Here is a 16,186-nt window from a genome sequence, read left to right as displayed (position 1 = left end):
TCCTCAGGTGGCGGACTTGGTCTTCTCGGAACCCGTGGTGGAATCACGCACGTGCTCGGTGTAGGCGCCTTCATGAATGTTGGCCGGACGGCCGGTCCACTCTTCCCAGCGTCGCGCATCCGGGTGATCACGCCACAGGCCTCCGTCGATTCCGGGACGGATGCCCATGTACTTGAGCGCCTCGGCCATCGGGTTGAAGTCGGGGGCACTGGGGTCGACGTCGGGCAAAAAGCAGTTGCCCTGGTGAATCTGGTTGACCGGAAGCCAGGCGTGGACATACTTCTCGGGTTCGTTCTTAAAGATGTCCATGCAGCCGTCAGAGCAGCAGTGAAAGATCTCGCCCTGGTATTCGGTCTCACGGTGCAGGAACTCGGTCGGGTCATCCGGCTCGGTGTAAAGACACGGCCACTGACACACCTGACACAGCTGCGGCAGCGCAGCATTGGTATACGGCGTGCCCTTTTTTTCGAGCTCACGCCAGTACTCGTAGCGCGGGCGGTAGTACTTGTCGAAAGTGTTCGGGTATTTCTCCGAGAACCACGCCATTTCTTCATCGCTGGGCAACCAGACCGGAAAGCCGATGGCGTTGCGGTTGGCGTAGAACACGGTCCACATCTCGTGACTGACGCGCTCCTTCTCCTTGATGGTGACGTCGGCATGCTTGGGCGGGCGGATGCCGTAGCGCGCGAGGTCGGCAAACAGCGCGCCGCCGTTTTCTTCGTAGTAGATGCTCCAGGCCTCGGACCAGCTCATGACGCGCTTGGGCAGCAGGTAATCCATCATCGTCGCCAGTAGCGCCAGCAGCCGGTAACCGCGCCAGAACCACTTGTCGATCCAGCCCTGCACGATCGGCACGTTGGCCGGGTCCTGCTCAAGCAGAAACTTGATGACCTCGATGCCCAGAGTCATGTGACGCGCTTCGTCCGACTGCGCCGAGAAGCCGAAGCTCACCGTGCTCATGTCGCCGTTGTAGGCCGCGCCACTCATCCACGGCATGAACACCAGATTGGTCAGCACGTATTCGAAGGCAAAGCTGATCGCCACGATGAACTCGAAGGGCCCGGACGTCACGGCGTCTTCAAAGAACGATTTCGGAATCGACAGGTACCAGACCCGATCGAACTGATGGGGGAAGCGGTCCATCCCCTCGAAGTACTTGTTGTAATGGCTGATGCCATGAATCTGCGTGGTGCAGTGCCGCAGCTCATCAAGCGACTGCATCTGCGCTGCGATGCGCGGACCCACACCCGGAAACTCACGGCCGAGAATGTTGAAGCCGCGGTGCGAGGCGTATTCGAGCTCGCACACCCCGTTGATGAACACCTTCAGCGCCTGGACATAGCGGGCATCGGTCACATTGAACTGGCCGTTGCCTTGCTGGAAGGCATCCATGATCGCGTAGAGCTTTTTCTCCTTCTCGCCCTGGTACTTCCAGTAGGCATCCATGGTCAGCCGAAACGGGTCTTCCCACTTGTCCCAGTCGTGAATCTTGATGCCCTCGAAATCGACCTTGCGCCAGATATCTTCCTTCTTCTGGTAGCTCGGCTCCCAGCCCAGATCACGCGTCAGCAGGGAATAGTTTTCCTTCAGGCTCAGCTTTTTTGCCGGTTTGAAATTGCCGTCTGCAGCCATGTTCAGTTCTCCTTTCGCAGTTTTCTTGCAGGCGCGGTCGCGCCATCTCGGTCTGAATCGGGTACCCGTCGCTAGCTTTTCCACTCGAGGATGAATTCGTCCTCCGACTCGTCAACCTCCCCGGCCAGCGAGATCAGGTTGATCTGCAGCTCGCGCAGGTCGAACTCGCGCCCGGCGTGCTCCTCGATGGTCTCGCGCCGGACAACAAGCCGTCCCGGGCAATCGATCTTCACCAGTGCGGGCATCTCGTTGAGCTTGGCCCCGGGGTTGTCTTGCATGATGGCGTCGATGATCGGCCGCGTATCGTTATTGGCCTGAAAAGCGATGAAAACGGGTTGAGTGCTCATTTGACGCTCCTAGATCTCGACGCCCAGTTTGTTGACGCGGGCCTTGAAGTCTTCCGAGACGCCTTCGAGCGCCTCGCCGCCCGCCTCGCCCATCATCCGGTCCGCCAGCGGCGCCAGTGCGGCCTTCCACTCGGCATGACCCTGGGTGATCCATGCCTTCAGCAACGCGGCGTTGTGCTCACTTTCCTGGGCCACGACCTTGAGACAGGCATCGACCCAGCGGTTGGATTCCTTGTCCCAGCGAACCAGGAAATCGAACAGTGACGACAACACCGACCCGTTCTCGCGCGCAAACGCAGTGTCGAAGCGGTTGTAGACCAGCGGGTAGAGCAGGCCGTCGGCGCACACGAACTGCAGCACGAAGGAGCGGAACCAGTCCTCGACCACGAACAGGTTTTCCATCTCGCGGCGCACGCCCTGCCAATCGGGCGACGCCATCCATTGCTGCTTGGCTGCGGCAAGCGCCTCGCCGGTGTTGCCATCGGCCAGCAAGCCGATCCGTGAAAGGTGCTGCGCCATGCCGAGGCGGTCGGCCGAGGCCATCATCGCCGCTTGGGTGAAGATCGAGCCAAACCCGTAGGCCGCCATGTGCGCACAGTTCAGGTTGGCGCCGAACTCGTAGTGGCGCAGCGGAATCACGCAATCGATGAGGGTTTTGACCGATCCCTCGGGCAAGGCGCGTACCAGGTCCCTGCTGGCGACAAATTCCATTTGCCGGTCCTGTGCGTCCTGCTGCTTGGCGCGGGTGGTGGTGTAGTTGCCGTAGTAATACTGGCGCGGGTCCTTGAGGGCATACCAGTCGGCCATGACGACCTCGGTACGGCGCACGTCGTACATCTCGCGATCTGGGTCCCACAGCGGCTTGTAGTGGAAGTTGACGGTCGGCTGGACGTCGTATGACGCTTCCTGATAGCGCGTTGCCGGCTTGTCGCCGAACCGGCGGGCGATGTGCTCGAAGGTGTTGCGCAGCGGCTTGACGCCAGTGGTGCGAATCTCAACGGTCATGGAGTTCTCCTCATGCGTTCTTTTTTGGGGATACCTTATTCGGTGATGCCGGGCTGGCCGAAGCGCCACTTGGCCTGCTCGCGGTCCAACGCGGCGGCCTCAGACGGCGTGAGATGTACCACGCGGTTGATCCGGCAGAACTCGAGATAGTCCGCTTCGGGCAGGACCAACTCGGTCATCAGATCGGGGCTGCCAACACCAAACGAGAACTCGACAAAGCCGCGATCGGTCAATCGGCCGAACCGCACGTAGCGGGGCCGTTCGTCGGCGGCATCCAGCAGGGCTCTGGGGCCGGTGTTGCGCATCATTTCTCCTCGGTGCACGGCGGTCGACTGGGACGTTTCGCGTCGCGTCGCCTTGGGCTTGTGCCAACCACATTGCATCAGACGTGCCAGCTCGCTCACACCGCCCAATGCTTTCACTTAACCCATTGATGGAACAGCACTTTATCAACGCAACAGCATGATCAAGCCCACCTGGCCGTCGGGTTTTGAAAGGTATTAATAAATCATTTTCTTCATTTTTTGTGGACACCAGCCAGAACTAGATGAAATGCTTCATTCCTATTCGAGCCGTTGAACCACGCCATGCCGACCCCGATCCCGCAACTCCCCGACAACACCGACCTGGTGTCGCGCATTCACTTTTCGCCCAGCGACGGCCGCATTCGGCTTGACGACCAGCGCATGCTGTTGCTGCACGCCTCGGGCTTCGGGGTGTTGCGGCGGGAGCTGATTGAAAGCCTTGGCGCCGAGCGCGCACGCGGGCTGCTGACGCGCATGGGCCACAACTCGGGCGCCCACGACGCCCAACTGGCGCAGCGTCTGCGCGGTCGCGACGACACCGTCGATGCCATTCACGTCGGGCCGCAGCTGCACATGCTTGAGGGCATCGGCAAGGTCATCCCGGTGCGCACCGAAGCCGATGTCGAAACCGGACATTTCCATGGCGAATACATCTGGGAGAGCTCCTCCGAAGCCGAAGAGCACATCCGCATCTACGGCATCGGCACCGAGCCGGTGTGCTGGATGCAGGTCGGCTACGCCGCTGGCTTCATCAGCCGCTTCATGGGCCAGCCGATCCTGTTTCGCGAAGTGGAATGCCGCGGCCAAGGCGCCGAGCGGTGTCGCATCGTCGGCAAGCCGGTAGACCAGTGGGATGATGCCGAGGCCGAACTGGGCTATCTGCGCGCGGACCAGCTCACCGGCGGCCTGTCGGCCAAGGCGGGGGTCGCGGTCGGTTCAGCCGAGTGGCCCGCCCCACCCTCGCCGCTGGGCAGCGCCGATGTGGTGGGCGTGTCCGCCGGCTTCAACGCCGCCTGCCACAAGATTCGCCGTGTGGCCGATACCCGCGCCACCGTGTTGTTCCTTGGCGAGAGCGGCGTCGGCAAGGAGGTGCTGGCCAAAAGCCTGCACCGCATCAGTCCCCGAGCCGGCCAGCCGTTCGTGGCCATCAACTGCGCGGCGATTCCCGAGGACCTGATCGAGTCGGAGCTGTTCGGGGTTGAAAAAGGCGCCTTCACCGGCGCCACCCACAGCCGTGAGGGCCGCTTCGAGCGTGCCAACGGCGGCACCCTGTTTCTCGATGAGATCGGCGCGCTGTCGAACACTGCCCAGGGCAAGCTGCTGCGGGCGCTTCAAGAGCGCGAAATCGAGCGCGTCGGCGGCACCCGCACGCTCAAGGTCGACGTACGGGTGATCGCCGCCACCAATCTGGACCTGCAAAAGGCGGTGAAGGACGGCGGATTCCGCGAAGATCTGTATTACCGTCTCAACGTCTTCCCGGTGCATGTGCCGGCGCTGCGCGACCGCGTCGAGGACATCCCGGTGTTCATGAACCATTTCATGCGCAAGTATTGCGACCTGCATGGTCGCACTGCCGCCGGCTTCACCAGCCGCGCGGTCGATGCGCTGCTGGGCTACGCATGGCCGGGCAACATCCGCGAACTTGAAAACGTGATCGAGCGCGGCGTGATCCTCGCCCCTGACGGCGGCGCCATCGACACCCTGCACCTGTTTTCCGGTGGCGAGCGGCTGGAACTGGATGACCTCACGCTAGACGCGGGCGGCAAACTCGGGCGCCAGCACCGTGACCCGCCGTTGTCAGGCACGCCGCCCGAATCGGCGCAGCGCATTCGCACCCGCGTCGATCAACTGCTGGGTGGACTCGAGGCGCCGCAAAGCGGTGATCACGTCGCGTCACTCAACGAGATCGAAGACGTGCTGATCGACCGCACCGTTGCCGCCTGCAAAGGCAACCTTGCCGCCGCCGCGAGGCGACTGGGCCTGACCCGCGCGCAACTGGTGTATCGGCAGAAAGTCAGAGGGCCGCGCAAGCGCGCACAGGTCTGACAAGCAGCGGCGCCCCTCGATATTGCGCGCCGGGAGACGGCAGGCAAACCCGGATCAACCCAGAATCTTCGCCACCTCGGGCGAGGCATAAAAATCAGCCAATTCACGTTCGATCAGCGGCTTGAGCATTTTCTTTTTCTTCAGCGTCTTGATCACCGGCGGCGCGTAGCGCATGGCCTCGATGATCATCATCTCTTCGGTGATGCCCAGATCGTCGAGCAGGGCGGCCAGGGTGGCCTCGTTGTACTGCACGAAAAAACTGTCGATCCCGGTGTCGAGCAGGCCGCCCAGTACGGCGGTGGTGCGCAGATCACCCCAGTAGGCATAGCCGAGCACGAACAGGTCTTCGATGTCAGTCTTGGTGATGTCGTCGCGCAGCGCGCGCACCGGCAATCGCTTGATGTCGTGCCAGATCTCCATACCCATGCCGCGCAGGGTGTCGCTGTCGAGCTTGGCCAGCAGCAGGTCGGCCGAGCGCTCCGAAGTGCTGCCGACAGTTCGGGCGATGTACTTGCGCAGGCCCTGCTCCATGGAGTTTTCCAGGTCGGGCCTGGCGCGTGACAGCACCGACTTGCCCAGCTTCATCATCGAGCCAGCGCCGGGAATCTTGTTGGCGACTTCGCTCTGTGTGGTGACGTAGTCACGAATGCCGCGATACAGCAGGTCTGAGGCAAAGGTCTTGTAGAACGGGCTGGCGAGAATCGCGTGGACCAGTTTGGCGCGTAGCGATTCGAACTCCAGCGCCTTGTCGAGCATGTCGATGAAATGCGCTTCTGGCAGCACGTCCTGAATACGAGCGTCGTCCAGCGCCGGTGTGTCGTACAGATCGTTGGCGACGCCGCGCACCAGTTCGGGCAGGCCGCCTTTCAGATCCAGCTCGATGGCGTAGGTGCGCGCGGTTTTCTTCACCTGCTCGGCCGTTGCCACGTCTTTGAGCTTGAGGCGGGTGAAGTCTTCGAGGACTGCAGCCAGCAGGGCACGGATACGGCCTTCAAGCACGGCGGGATCGGCCAGCGTGTCTTCCCACCAGGCGACGTGGGCGTCCAACAACTTTCGGGCCAACGGGGACGGCTTGCTCACGGGGTTTCTCCTGGGGGATGTTCAGGCTTGGACGACAAGCGACTCGGTTATCGCATGAGCTTGCGCGATGACCGCACACTGGGCATTGACCGGACCGCCAGCGTCAGCACTCGCGGGAGCCGCGACGAGCCAGCGGCCGCCACAAAAAAACCCCTCCCCCGCAACGCGAGGAAGGGGTCTTGCTTGCGAGCGCTTAAACCTTGGACTGCAGCTCGGGCAGGATGGTGAACAGATCGCCGACCAGGCCAATGTCGGCCACTTCGAAGATCGGCGCGTCTGCATCCTTGTTGATGGCAACGATGGTCTTCGCGTCCTTGATGCCGGCCAGGTGCTGAATGGCGCCAGAAATACCGCAGGCCACATACAGTTCGGGCGCGATGATCTTGCCCGTCTGGCCGACCTGCATGTCGTTGGGCACGTAGCCGGAGTCAACCGCCGCCCGCGAAGCGCCGACGCCTGCACCAATCTTGTCGGCAAAGTCGAAAATGACCTTGAAGTTGTCCGACGAGCCAAGTGCGCGACCGCCGGACACCACCTTGCTGGCGCCCTGCAGGTCGGGACGGTCCGACTTCTGCGCCTGCAGACCCTTGTAGCGGGTGTGGCTGGGTAGTGCGGCGGACACCGAGGCGGCTTCGATCGCCGCACTGCCGTCTTCGGCGACGGCATCGAACGAGGCCAGGCGAACGGTGGCGATCACTGTCCCTTCCGGGACTTCAACCGTGGTGATGGCGTTGCCGGCGTAGATGGGGCGGTCAAAGCTGTTGGCGCCGTGCACGGCCATGATGTCGGACACCTGCGGCACGCCCAGCAGGGCGGCGACGCGCGGGGCGGTGTCTTTGCCGAGTGCGTTACCGCAGAACAGCACGTGGGTGTAACCGCCCTTGACCAGTTCAACAACCTGCGGCGCCAGCACGGCGCCCATCAGGTTGGCGTTGGCCGCATTGTCGACGGTCAGCGCTTTGGCGACGCCGTTGATCTTGGCAGCCTGCTCGGCCACGGCCTTGCCGTTGTCCGAAAAGACCACGATGTCGACGTCGCCGCCGATGGCCTGGGCAGCCGACATGACCTTGGCCACGCCGCCGTTGAGTTTGCCGTCTGCGTGGTCGGCAACGATCAGAATTTTGCTCATTACTTGTGACTCCAGTGATGCAGGGGCGAGCAGTGCTCGGCGACCCTGCCAATAGTTCGGTTTAGACCAGGCCCTTCTGCTTGAGCATGGCGACCAGTTCGTCCACCGTCTTGACCATGACACCCTTGGACCGTGAGGGCGGCGGCGCGGTTTTGGTCACCTTGATTGCCGGCGCGGCCTCGACACCCAGATCAGCAAAGGTGACGGCTTCAATCTGCACGCGCTTGGCTTTCATGATGTCGGGCAGCTTGAGGTAGCGCGGCTCGTTCAAGCGCAGGTCGGTGGTCACCACCGCCGGCAGATCGATGTCCAGCGTTTCGAGGCCGGCGTCGACTTCACGGGTCACCGTGGCCTTGCCGTCGGCAATCTCGATCTTGGAAGCAAACGTGGCCTGGGCCACGTCCAGCAACGCGGCGGTCATCTGGCCGGTCTGGTTGGCATCATCATCAATGGCCTGTTTACCGCAGAGCAGAACATCGACGCTTTCTTTCTTGAAGACGGCCGCCAGTGCACGCGCGGCGGTCAACGGCTGGATTTCGCCGTCTTCCTTGACGTGAATGGCGCGGGTGGCACCGAAGGCCAGCGCGGTCCGCAGGGTTTCTTCGTTCTTCTGGCCACCGATGGTGACGGCAATGATTTCAGTGATCACGCCTTTTTCCTTGAGGCGGACCGCTTCTTCCATGGCGATTTCATCGAACGGGTTCATCGAATGCTTGACGCCATCGGTGACCACGCCTGACCCATCCGGCTTGACCTGGATACGAACGTTGTAATCGACGGCACGCTTGACACTAACGAGTGCTTTCATGGGGCTCTCTGGGTTGAAATTCAGTGATTGGGAACACGGCGATGTGACGACGATTCACATCCCGGCGTAGTTGGGACCGCCCGTACCTTCGGGTGCGACCCAGGTGATGTTCTGCGCGGGGTCCTTGATGTCACAGGTCTTGCAATGCACGCAGTTTTGCGCATTGATCTGGAAGCGTTGACTGTCGCCCTCGCCCACCACCTCGTAAACACCTGCCGGGCAATAACGTTGCGCGGGCTCGGCGTACTTCGGCAGGTTTTGCGAGAGGGGAATACTCGGGTCCGCGAGTTTCAGGTGCACCGGCTGGTCTTCTTCGTGGTTGGTCGAAGACAGGAAGACTGATGACAGTTTGTCGAAGCTGAGCTTGTTGTCCGGCTTCGGGTAGTCGATCTTCTTCGACTCGGCCGCCGTCTTCAGCGTCGCGTGGTCCGGCGTACGGTCGTGCAGCGTGAACGGCAGTTTGCCGCCAAAGAAGTTCTGGTCAATGTAGTTGAAGGCGCCGCCAAACAAGGTGCCGAACTTGTGCATCGCCGGGCCCCAGTTGCGGCTGCGATACAACTCGTCCCACAGCCAACTGGCCTTGAACGCCTCGGGGAAGGCCTGCAGCGCGTCGCCGCCCTCGGCACCGTTGAACAGCGCCTTGGCAAACGCTTCGCCTGCGACCATGCCGCTCTTCAATGCGGTGTGACTGCCCTTGATCTTCGAGAAGTTCATGGTGCCGAGATCGCAACCGATCAGGGCGCCGCCCGGAAACACCATGTGCGGCAGCGAGTTGAAGCCGCCCTTGGCCAGCGCACGCGCGCCATAACTGATGCGCTTGCCCCCTTCGAGATGACCCTTGAGCACCGGGTGATGCTTGAGCCGCTGAAATTCGTCAAACGGCGACAACCAGGGATTTTCGTAGGAAAGATCGACAATCAAACCGACGAACACCTTCTGGTCTTCGGCGTGATATAGGAACCAGCCACCGGGGTTGGCGTCGTCCAACGGCCAACCGGCGCCATGCACTACCAGACCCGGCTTGTGCTTCTCGGCGGGGATTTCCCAGACTTCTTTCAGGCCGATGCCGTAGTGCTGCGGATCGGCATCTTCGTCGAGCTTGAACTGCTTGAGCAGGCGCTTGCCCAGATGCCCGCGACAGCCTTCGGCAAACAGGGTGTACTTGGCACGCAGCTCCATGCCGGGGGCGAAGTCGGCCTTCTGCTCGCCCTTGACGTCGATACCGAGATCGCCGATCTGCACGCCAACCACGGCGCCAGCGTCGTTAAACAGGGTTTCTTGTGCAGCAAAACCGGGATACACCTCAACGCCCAGCGCCTCGGCCTGCTCGCCCAGCCAGCGGCACAGATTACCCAGCGAAATCACGTAGTTCCCTTCGTTGTGCATGGTCTTGGGGACCATCCAGTTGGGAAACTTGTAGCCCGATTCGGGCGACCGCAGCATGTGCATTTCGTCGCCGGTCACGGCGGCGCGCAGCGGCGCGCCTTTTTCTTTCCAGTCGGGGAACAGTTCGTTGAGCGCACGCGGCTCGAAGACCGCCCCCGAAAGAATGTGGGCACCGACCTCGGAGCCCTTCTCAACCAGGCAAACATTCAGTTCCTGCCCGGCATCGGCGGCCATCTGCTTGAGGCGGATCGCCGCACCCAGACCCGCAGGCCCGGCACCGACGACCAGCACGTCATACTCCATCACATCCCGTTCAATACTCATCGACCGGAGATCTCTCTATTTGGAAGGCTTAGCCCCCTATTGTAAGGCGAGCAGGGGCTTCTTCTCAAAGAATGGCACTGCAACGCCGTCAAGATTCGCTGATTGACGGGTGCTCGCCGGTCACTCTTGCCAGGACGCGATCGCGCAAATCCTTGAGATCGTCCGGTTGGTTGACTGAGACCCCGAGCGTTCTGACGCGGCCATCGTGCAAATCGTAGGCCCAGGCATGCACGCTGACCTGCTGGCCACGTGTCCACGCCGCCTGCAAGGTCGCCGAATGGCAGACGTTGAGGGCCTGCTCGAGAGAGTTCAGCTCCACCACCAGATCGAGCTTGGCGCGCGGGTCTTCGATTCGGGCAATCAGTTCGCGATGGCGACCGATCACGTCGCGCACGTGCCCCAACCAGAAGTCCGCCACCCCGCCACTGCGCGGTCCGTTGAGCGCCAGTTGCACACCGCCGCAGCCGTAGTGGCCGACGACGATCACGTGTTTGACCTTGAGCACGTCCACCGCGTACTGCAGCACCGACTGACAGTTGACGTCGGAGTGCGTCACCACGTTGGCGACATTGCGATGCACGAACAACTCGCCGGGCAACAGCCCGACGATGTCGTTGGCGGGCACGCGGGCGTCAGAGCACCCAATCCACAGATATTCAGGTCGTTGTTGCCGGACCAGACGGCTGAAAAATTCCGAGTCGCGCTGCGTGGCTTCAGTCGCCCAGCGCTGGTTGTTGGCAAGCAGTGATGTGAGGGCGTCTTCCATAGACCGATATTATGCCGTCACACCGCCCGGCATTCAGAGCAAAGCGTGCCAGGCCCGGCTGCCGGCAATGAATGCGACGGCCGCGAACAGGCCGGCGAGCAGGTCGTCGACCATGATGCCCAGCCCGCCATCAACGTGACGGTCCAACCAACTGATCGGCCAGGGTTTGAGCACGTCAAAAAAGCGGAACAGCGCGAACGCCAGCAACAGACCAAGCGCTTCAGAGCCGGCAAACCCGCTCAGCCCGAGCACCGCAGGCATCAATGGCAGGCAACTGATCCAGTAGCCGACAAACTCGTCAAACACGATGCCACCGTGATCGTGTACGCCCAGCCGCCGCGCGCTTTCACCGCAGAGATAAATTCCGAGCAGCGCGGCCATCACGATCACGCCCAGTGCCCAGCCCAGCGGCCACTGCAACATCACCCAGGCGAATGGCACGGCCGCCAACGTGCCGACCGTGCCCGGTGCCTTGGGCGACAGGCCCGAGCCCAGGCCGAACGCCAGCAAATGTACCGGCGAGGTCAAAATTGTTCGGGCGGGAGGACGCGGGTCGGAAGGTTGCATGTTATATGGGGTCGTTCAGTAGTGACGATAGCCTGACGACGCCAGTGCCACCGGCGTGCCGGCTGCATCGACGAGAGTCGCCGTGTCGCCCTTGATGATGTGACCGATGACCTGCAGCGGTGGCAGCCCGGCAGCCCGCAGCGCGGCTTGCGCGTCGGCGACCCGTTCGGGGGCGAGGCTGACGCACAGCACGTAATCGTCGCCGCCTGCCGCCTGCAGCGCGGCGGCGGTGGCAATCTTCTGCGCCGCAAACGCCGGGGACTGCGGCAGGCAGTCCACCCGAATCGTCGCACCCACCCCGCTGGCGGTGCAGATATGTTGCAGGTCGGCCATCAGGCCGTCAGAGACATCGATGGCGGCATGGGCGATCTCGCGCAAGGCGCAGCCGGCGGCCAGGTGTGGCGTCGGGCGGTCCAGGGCTGTGCGCAGGACAAGCGGTGCTGCATCGCCCAACTGCAAGGCCAGCGCGGCATCGCCAAGCGGGCCGGTCACCGCCACCCGATCACCGACACGCGCACCGTCACGGCGCAAGGCACCGCCCGTCGGCACGCGGCCCAGCACGCTGACGCAGACCGCCAGCGGCCCACGGGTCATGTCGCCTCCCACCAAGGGAATGCCACAGGCGACAGCCAGCGCGCCGAAGCCCTTGGCGAAGCCCTCACACCAGGCTTCATCAGGCTGCGGCAGGGTCAGCGCCAACACGACACCGTGCGGGTCGGCGCCCATGGCCGCAAGGTCACTCAGATTCACGGCAAGCGCCTTATGGCCCAGCGCCTCGGGATCGGCGCCTGGCGCGAAATGCACGCCCTCGACCAGGGTGTCGATGCTCCAGACCAGTTCGTGGCCAGCGGGCAGGCCGAGCACCGCCGCGTCATCGCCGATTCCGAGCACCACATCAGGCGTGCCCATTGTCAGGCCGGTGAAGTACCGCTGAATGAGGCCGAATTCGTCCAGCGCCATCAGGCAGAGCGGCGCCCAGCCTCGGCAGGCCGCACGTCGCGTGCGAGGCGATCCAGCACCCCGTTGACGAATTTGTAACCGTCTTCAGCGCCGAACAGCTTGGCCAGATTGACGGCCTCATTGACACAGACTTTCCACGGCACGTCAGGGGCGTTGACCAGCTCGTAAGCTCCCAGCAGCAGCACCGCGTGCTCGACCGGGTCTAGCTGATGCACCGGGCGTTCCAGATGCGGCGCCAGCTGCAGGGTCAACGCCGGTGCCGCCTCGACGGTGCCGTTGAGCAGTTGCTCGAACAGGGCCGGGTCGGCACGCCCCAGCCCTTCTTCCTGCCCGCGAAACTGCTTGACCAGTTCGAGCGGCGAGGTGCCGTTGAGGAGCCACTGGTAGAGCCCCTGCATGGCGAGGCGCCGCGCAAGGCTGCGCCGGTTGGGTGGCGGCTGGCCTGCGCTCACAGCACGTCCCGCGCCAGTCGCACCATCTCCAGCACTGCCGCGGCCGCTTCATAGCCCTTGTTGTCAGGGCCGGGCTGGCTGCGCTCCAGCGCCTGCTCGGCTGAGTTGACCGTGAGCACGCCAAAGCCAATCGGCAATTGTTCTTCGATCTGCACGCTCATCAGACCGCGCGCGCATTCGCCTGCAACAAACTCGAAATGCGGCGTGTCGCCGCGAATCACCGCGCCCAGCACCACAATGCCATCGAAGTCGTCCGATTCAGCAATCAGGGACGCCGCCAGCGGCAGCTCAAAGGCCCCCGGCACGCGATGTTCGACGATGCTCTCGGGGGCCACACCCCACTCCAGCAGGCATTCGCGGGCGCCTTCGACCAGGGCATCGACAATTTCGACATTCCAGCGCGTCGCCACCAACGCGATCTGCACGTCATCAAATTCGCCTTCTTTGGGGCTTGCGGGTGCGTCGTATCCGGATTTCAACATGGTGAGGCTCCAATGGCGCGGGTGAGCGGCCGAAAAATTCTTTGGGGAACTACTGATCAATCGGCTGCGCTCGCGACGATCGACTCAGCACTTCCTCAGTCGCAGGTGACGTATTCGACGACTTCAAGGTTGAAGCCTGAGAGCCCCTGGAGTCGCTTTGGCGCAGAGAGTACGCGCATTTGCCGCACCCCGAGATCAGACAGAATCTGCGCACCGATACCGTAAGTGCGCAGCACCTGCGTCTGGTCAGCGACCGAGTGATGCTCGTCGACCTGCGCCTTGTTCAGGGCGACGATTTGCCCGACGAGTTCGCGCGCGCTGACCGGCTTGCGCAACACCACGATAATGCCCTCGCCCTCCTCGGCCACGCGTCGCATCGCCGAGCGCAGGGGCCAACCAAAATGCTCGCTGCGCACGTTGATCATGTCCGACAGCGTGTTGCGCAAGTGCACGCGAACCAGGGTCGGCTTGTCGCCGCTGGGCGCGCCTTTTACCAGCGCCAGGTGAATGGTGTTGTCGACGGTGTCCTGATAAGTGACCAGATGAAATGATCCGAACTCGGTGTCGACCTGGGTCTCGGCAACCCGCTCGACACTGTGTTCGTTGTCCAGCCGGTAGCGAATCAGATCGGCGATGGTGCCGATCTTCAGGTCATGGGTCTTGGCGAATCGCTCAAGGTCGGGCCGGCGCGCCATGGTGCCGTCCTCGTTGAGAATTTCGACGATGACCGCCGCCGGCGTCCGCCCGGCAAGACGCGCCAGGTCGCAGCCCGCCTCGGTGTGGCCGGCGCGGGTCAGCACGCCGCCGGGCTGGGCCATCAGCGGAAAAATATGTCCGGGCTGGATCAGGTCTTCAGGGCGCGCGTCGGGCTTTACCGCGGCCTGCACGGTCTTGGCGCGGTCGTGCGCCGAAATACCAGTGGTGACGCCCTCGGCGGCTTCAATCGACACGGTGAAATTGGTCGAAAACGGGCTGGTGTTGTCGTTGACCATCAGCGGCAGGCGCAGCGACCGGCATTTTTCCTGCGTCAGCGTGAGGCAAATCAGGCCGCGACCGAAACGCGCCATGAAGTTGATGTCTTCGGCGCGCACCGCGTCGGCGGCCATGACCAGATCGCCTTCGTTTTCGCGGTCTTCGTCATCCATGAGAATGACCATGCGGCCGGCCTTGAGCGCTTCGATCAGCTCGGCGGGAGTATTAAACGGCGTAGCAGGGGCGGTAGCGGTGTTCATGCGGGGTTCCGGGCGGTCATCAGGCGCTCCAGATAGCGCGCCATCAGATCGACTTCTAGGTTAACGGAGTCGCCCGGGACGCGTTGCCCCAGGGTGGTGTGAGTCCAGGTTTGCGGGATGATATTGACGCCAAAACGACGGCCTTCCACTTCATTGACGGTGAGACTGATGCCATCAAGCGTCACCGAACCCTTGCGGGCAATGTAGGGGGCCAGCGCCTCGGGGACCTCAAATTGCAGCCGCCAGGAGCGCGCCTCTTCGAGGCAACTCACCAAGATGGCGAGGCCATCGACATGACCCGACACCCAGTGCCCGCCCAGCGGCTTGCCCATGGTCAAGGCCTTTTCGAGATTGACCCGGTCACCCACCTGCCACCCGGCGGCGCTGGTGGCGGTGAGGGTTTCCACCGACAGATCGGCACTGAAGCTGTCGTCAGTCATCGACGTGGCGGTGAGGCACACACCGTTAACCGCGATGCTGTCCCCCAGCGCCACGCCGTGCAGATACCCGGGCGCGGCAAAGGTCATGCGCTTGTCACCGCTCTCGGTTTCGATGGCGGCGATGGTGCCCAGGGCTTCGATGATGCCGGTAAACATAAGATCGACTCGGTCAGTGTTTGGATTGAAGGTGCAGGCGCAGGTCGTCACCCACCGGGCTGACTTCGACAAAGCGGAACTGCGGACAGCCGGCCAATGATTGCAAGCCCGGCAGGTGCGCCAGCGGCCGGGCCTCGTCGCCCAGCAGGCGCGGCGCCAGATAAATGATCAGCTCGTCGACCACGCCGGACTGAATCAGCGCCCCGGCGAGCGAGGCACCGGCCTCGACCAGCACCTCGTTGATCGCTAAAGCGCCCAACTGCGCCATCACCGCCTGCGGGTCCAGCGCGCCGCCGGCGCCTTTTGCGATGACGAGGTTGCGCACGCCGGGCGGCGTCGACACCGCCGCGGCAGTCAGCCAGACGCGGCGCGCACCGTCCTCGGCCCAGACCTTGGCGGTGGCGGGGCAACGCGCCCGACCGTCCCAGACGATACGGTCGGGCACGCGTGGCGCGCTCAGATGTCGCACTGTCAGCGCCGGGTCGTCCGCCAGCACCGTGCCGGCGCCAACCATGACCGCGCCGGCCTCAGCGCGAAGACGATGCACATCCACACGGGCTGCCTCGCCAGTGATCCACTGCGATTGGCCGTTGGCCATCGCAGTGCGGCCATCAACGCTGGCGGCAAGCTTGACGGTCAGCCACGGCACACCCTGGCGCATGCGCTTGAAAAAACCCCGATTCAAGGCCTCGGCCTCGGCCGCCAATACCCCGCCTTGCGCCTCGATACCCGCCGCGCGCAGGCGGGCGGCGCCCTGCCCTGCGACCTGGGGGTTGGGGTCTTCGACCGCAAACACGACCCGGCTGACGCCGGCCGCAATCAGCGCTTCGACACAAGGCGGCGTCTTGCCGGTGTGGTTGCAGGGTTCCAACGTGACGTAGGCGGTGGCGCCTCGCGCCGTGTCGCCAGCGGCGCGCAGGGCGTGGATTTCGGCATGCGGCTCGCCGGCCTTCAGGTGCGCGCCCTCGCCGACCAGGTGACCATCGCGCACCACCACACAACCGACCCGCGGATTGGGCTGGGTGCTGCACAAGCCTTGCCGCGCCAGGGTCAGCGCACGCTGCATCCA

General features: G+C 63.3%; 17 protein-coding genes. 1 reads left to right on the top strand and 16 read right to left on the bottom strand.

The annotated features are described in order from the left end of the window. Positions 1-3 precede the first annotated feature (3 nt). The 4 genes from U741_RS0110355 to U741_RS0110340 form a co-directional block, all read right to left on the bottom strand. Entirely contained in the window at positions 4-1,632 is a 1,629-nt protein-coding gene (locus tag U741_RS0110355) for a YHS domain-containing protein (RefSeq protein ID WP_029890400.1), read from the bottom strand. Positions 1,633-1,703: 71 nt separating this feature from the next. Continuing rightward, positions 1,704-1,979, bottom strand: a complete 276-nt coding sequence (locus tag U741_RS0110350; protein ID WP_029890399.1) for an MmoB/DmpM family protein — start codon at positions 1,977-1,979, stop codon at positions 1,704-1,706. Positions 1,980-1,988: 9 nt separating this feature from the next. Then, entirely contained in the window at positions 1,989-2,984 is a 996-nt protein-coding gene (locus U741_RS0110345) for an aromatic/alkene monooxygenase hydroxylase subunit beta (protein ID WP_029890398.1), read from the bottom strand. Between the two features lie 35 nt (positions 2,985-3,019). Further along, a complete protein-coding gene (locus U741_RS0110340; RefSeq protein ID WP_235200293.1) occupies positions 3,020-3,292 on the bottom strand; it encodes a phenol hydroxylase subunit in 273 nt (90 codons plus the stop codon). Between the two features lie 279 nt (positions 3,293-3,571). Between U741_RS0110340 and U741_RS19860 the strand changes: the two genes are divergently transcribed. Continuing rightward, complete coding sequence (locus tag U741_RS19860; RefSeq protein ID WP_029890396.1) at positions 3,572-5,335, top strand: sigma-54-dependent Fis family transcriptional regulator; 1,764 nt, start codon at positions 3,572-3,574, stop codon at positions 5,333-5,335. Between the two features lie 54 nt (positions 5,336-5,389). On the opposite strand, the gene U741_RS0110330 is transcribed toward U741_RS19860, so the two are convergent. The 12 genes from U741_RS0110330 to ribD all read right to left on the bottom strand — a co-directional run bounded on the left by U741_RS0110330 (position 5,390) and on the right by ribD (position 16,183). Then, complete coding sequence (locus U741_RS0110330; RefSeq protein WP_029890395.1) at positions 5,390-6,415, bottom strand: hypothetical protein; 1,026 nt, start codon at positions 6,413-6,415, stop codon at positions 5,390-5,392. Positions 6,416-6,608: 193 nt separating this feature from the next. Continuing rightward, on the bottom strand, positions 6,609-7,544 hold the full coding sequence (locus tag U741_RS0110325; RefSeq protein ID WP_029890394.1) for an electron transfer flavoprotein subunit alpha/FixB family protein: 936 nt from the start codon (positions 7,542-7,544) through the stop codon (positions 6,609-6,611). A 61-nt stretch (positions 7,545-7,605) separates the two neighbouring features. Continuing rightward, complete coding sequence (locus tag U741_RS0110320) at positions 7,606-8,352, bottom strand: electron transfer flavoprotein subunit beta/FixA family protein (protein ID WP_029890393.1); 747 nt, start codon at positions 8,350-8,352, stop codon at positions 7,606-7,608. Between the two features lie 54 nt (positions 8,353-8,406). Continuing rightward, a complete protein-coding gene (locus tag U741_RS0110315) occupies positions 8,407-10,056 on the bottom strand; it encodes an electron transfer flavoprotein-ubiquinone oxidoreductase (protein WP_029890392.1) in 1,650 nt (549 codons plus the stop codon). A 94-nt stretch (positions 10,057-10,150) separates the two neighbouring features. Continuing rightward, positions 10,151-10,828 (bottom strand): carbonic anhydrase, encoded by a 678-nt coding sequence (locus tag U741_RS0110310; RefSeq protein ID WP_029890391.1) that lies wholly within the window; start codon positions 10,826-10,828, stop codon positions 10,151-10,153. A gap of 33 nt (positions 10,829-10,861) precedes the next feature. Beyond that, on the bottom strand, positions 10,862-11,395 hold the full coding sequence (locus U741_RS0110305) for a phosphatidylglycerophosphatase A family protein (RefSeq protein ID WP_052378694.1): 534 nt from the start codon (positions 11,393-11,395) through the stop codon (positions 10,862-10,864). Between the two features lie 15 nt (positions 11,396-11,410). Then, positions 11,411-12,355 carry a thiamine-phosphate kinase gene (gene thiL / locus U741_RS0110300; protein ID WP_029890389.1) on the bottom strand — a complete coding sequence of 315 codons (945 nt, stop codon included), beginning with the start codon at positions 12,353-12,355 and terminating at the stop codon, positions 11,411-11,413. Further along, the gene (nusB, locus tag U741_RS0110295; RefSeq protein WP_029890388.1) at positions 12,355-12,807 is read right to left on the bottom strand and encodes a transcription antitermination factor NusB; all 453 of its coding nucleotides are present in this window, start codon (positions 12,805-12,807) and stop codon (positions 12,355-12,357) included. Before nusB ends, thiL begins: the two co-directional genes overlap by 1 nt. Next, positions 12,804-13,289, bottom strand: coding sequence for a 6,7-dimethyl-8-ribityllumazine synthase (ribH, locus tag U741_RS0110290; protein ID WP_029890387.1), 486 nt, complete (start codon positions 13,287-13,289; stop codon positions 12,804-12,806). Before ribH ends, nusB begins: the two co-directional genes overlap by 4 nt. Positions 13,290-13,384: 95 nt before the next feature. Next, on the bottom strand, positions 13,385-14,521 hold the full coding sequence (gene ribBA / locus U741_RS0110285; protein ID WP_029890386.1) for a bifunctional 3,4-dihydroxy-2-butanone-4-phosphate synthase/GTP cyclohydrolase II: 1,137 nt from the start codon (positions 14,519-14,521) through the stop codon (positions 13,385-13,387). Next, positions 14,518-15,117, bottom strand: coding sequence for a riboflavin synthase (locus U741_RS0110280; protein ID WP_029890385.1), 600 nt, complete (start codon positions 15,115-15,117; stop codon positions 14,518-14,520). The genes ribBA and U741_RS0110280 overlap by 4 nt, the downstream gene beginning before the upstream one ends. Before the next feature lie 13 nt (positions 15,118-15,130). Further along, positions 15,131-16,183: a bifunctional diaminohydroxyphosphoribosylaminopyrimidine deaminase/5-amino-6-(5-phosphoribosylamino)uracil reductase RibD gene (gene ribD / locus U741_RS0110275; RefSeq protein ID WP_029890384.1), complete on the bottom strand. Its 1,053-nt coding sequence runs from the start codon at positions 16,181-16,183 to the stop codon at positions 15,131-15,133. Positions 16,184-16,186: the final 3 nt, after the last annotated feature.

Origin of the sequence: Polycyclovorans algicola TG408 (assembly GCF_000711245.1) — a bacterium.
GTDB classification, from domain to species: Bacteria; Pseudomonadota; Gammaproteobacteria; order Nevskiales; family Nevskiaceae; genus Polycyclovorans; species Polycyclovorans algicola.
The sequence above is the reverse complement of the archived record's forward strand: the minus strand, read 5'-3'. Positions and strand labels throughout refer to the sequence as shown.

Excerpts from the sequence above, each read along its gene's own strand:
- U741_RS0110355 (WP_029890400.1), bottom strand. The coding sequence starts at position 1,632 with ATGGCTGCAGACGGCAATTTCAAACCGGCAAAAAAGCTGAGCCTGAAG.
- U741_RS0110350 (WP_029890399.1), bottom strand. The coding sequence starts at position 1,979 with ATGAGCACTCAACCCGTTTTCATCGCTTTTCAGGCCAATAACGATACG.
- U741_RS0110345 (WP_029890398.1), bottom strand. The coding sequence starts at position 2,984 with ATGACCGTTGAGATTCGCACCACTGGCGTCAAGCCGCTGCGCAACACC.
- U741_RS0110340 (WP_235200293.1), bottom strand. The coding sequence starts at position 3,292 with ATGATGCGCAACACCGGCCCCAGAGCCCTGCTGGATGCCGCCGACGAA.
- U741_RS19860 (WP_029890396.1), top strand. The coding sequence starts at position 3,572 with ATGCCGACCCCGATCCCGCAACTCCCCGACAACACCGACCTGGTGTCG.
- U741_RS0110325 (WP_029890394.1), bottom strand. The coding sequence starts at position 7,544 with ATGAGCAAAATTCTGATCGTTGCCGACCACGCAGACGGCAAACTCAAC.
- U741_RS0110320 (WP_029890393.1), bottom strand. The coding sequence starts at position 8,352 with ATGAAAGCACTCGTTAGTGTCAAGCGTGCCGTCGATTACAACGTTCGT.
- U741_RS0110310 (WP_029890391.1), bottom strand. The coding sequence starts at position 10,828 with ATGGAAGACGCCCTCACATCACTGCTTGCCAACAACCAGCGCTGGGCG.
- U741_RS0110305 (WP_052378694.1), bottom strand. The coding sequence starts at position 11,395 with ATGCAACCTTCCGACCCGCGTCCTCCCGCCCGAACAATTTTGACCTCG.
- thiL (WP_029890389.1), bottom strand. The coding sequence starts at position 12,355 with ATGGCGCTGGACGAATTCGGCCTCATTCAGCGGTACTTCACCGGCCTG.
- ribH (WP_029890387.1), bottom strand. The coding sequence starts at position 13,289 with ATGTTGAAATCCGGATACGACGCACCCGCAAGCCCCAAAGAAGGCGAA.
- ribBA (WP_029890386.1), bottom strand. The coding sequence starts at position 14,521 with ATGAACACCGCTACCGCCCCTGCTACGCCGTTTAATACTCCCGCCGAG.
- U741_RS0110280 (WP_029890385.1), bottom strand. The coding sequence starts at position 15,117 with ATGTTTACCGGCATCATCGAAGCCCTGGGCACCATCGCCGCCATCGAA.
- ribD (WP_029890384.1), bottom strand. The coding sequence starts at position 16,183 with ATGCAGCGTGCGCTGACCCTGGCGCGGCAAGGCTTGTGCAGCACCCAG.